At 65.8% G+C, this 1393-nt stretch carries 1 protein-coding gene; it reads left to right on the top strand.

The window, feature by feature from the left end:
- The first annotated feature begins 100 nt into the window (after window positions 1–100).
- Complete coding sequence (locus GH815_RS18660) at window positions 101–1327, top strand: IS256 family transposase (protein WP_153750226.1); 1227 nt, start codon at window positions 101–103, stop codon at window positions 1325–1327.
- The last annotated feature ends 66 nt before the right edge of the window (window positions 1328–1393 follow it).

Genomic DNA, 1393 nt, shown 5'->3' with positions numbered 1-1393 from the left:
GGTCGTGTCTCGGAATTGGTGGAAATTTGAAGGCGGCGTAATCTCCGGGTGAACATCCACCCACCCATCCGGCGGCGGCAACCGCCAGGGAGATCACGCCATGAACCAGAATACCGACACTGCGAGCTTTGCGCTACTGGCCGGAGACGCCGGGTTCGACCCGATCGAGGAGCGGCTGCGGGTCAACGTTCGCGCGACCATCGAAGCCGTTTTCGAGGAGGAGCTGGCCAGCTTTCTCGGCCGCCTGCGCTACGATCGGGGCGACGGTGCCGCGAAAGGCTATCGCCACGGGCATCGCGAGCGGCAGCTGACTGGCACCTTCGGCACCGAGAAGGTGCGGGTGCCGCGCGCCCGGATCGAGGACGAGGACGGCAAGGTGATGGAATGGCGGTCGAAGGCGCTGCCCCGTTACCAGCGGCTGACGAGGAAGGCCGAAGCCCTCATCGCGGCGGTCTATCTCGCCGGAACGAACACCCGGCGGGTCAAGCGGGCGCTGTTTGGACTGTTCGAGGGCGCCGTCAGCAAGGACGTCGTCAGTCGCGCCTGGCGCAAGGTCAAGGTGGACTGGGACGCCTGGTGCGCGCGCAGCCTGGTCGACGAGGACATCGTCCGCCTGATCCTCGACGGCACCGTGATCAAGACCCGGCTGGACAGGAAGGCCACGAATATCTCGGTGCTCGCCGCGATCGGGGTCCGACGCGATGGCCAGAAGGTGCTGATTTCGATCCGGAACATGGGCGGGGAAAGCACGGCCGCCTGGCGCCAGTTCCTTGATGATCTCGATGCGCGCGGCCTGAAGCGGCCCGAATTCGTGATCGTCGACGGTGCCCCCGGCTTGGAGGCCGCGCTCGTGGCGCTTTGGGGCGAGGACCTGCCGATCCAGCGCTGCACGGTTCACAAGCACCGCAACCTCCTGGCACACGCCCCGAAGCACATGCAGGACGAGGTCACCGAGGACTACCGCGACATGATCTACGCCGACACCGCGGCCGAGATCGAGAAGAGGCGCAAGGCTTTCCTGTGCAAATGGCGCCTGAAGTGCCGGGCGGTCGCCGACAGCCTCGAGGAAGCAGGCGATCGCCTGTTCACCTTCACCCGCCTCGATCCATCGCAATGGAAATCTGCGCGCACGACCAACGCCATCGAGCGACTGAACGGGGAGTTCCGGCGCCGGATCAAGACCCAGACCGTGCTGCCTTGCGCCGAGACCGTGCCGATGTTGCTCTGGGCGCTGCTCGCCTCCGGCCAGATCCAGATGCGCAAGGTCGACGGCTGGGAGACCCTCTCTCAGCCCCTCGAGCCGATGCCCCTTGACCTCGCCGCCTGAGAACACGAACCTTCACATGCCCGGAGCATGCCGCCAGAGAATTTCCACAGCATTCGCGACACGACC

This window comes from Rhodovulum strictum, assembly GCF_009649175.1.
In the GTDB taxonomy this organism is placed as follows: Bacteria; Pseudomonadota; Alphaproteobacteria; order Rhodobacterales; family Rhodobacteraceae; genus Rhodovulum; species Rhodovulum strictum.
Note: the sequence above shows the minus strand (reverse complement) of the source record. Positions and strands in the feature narration are given on the sequence as shown.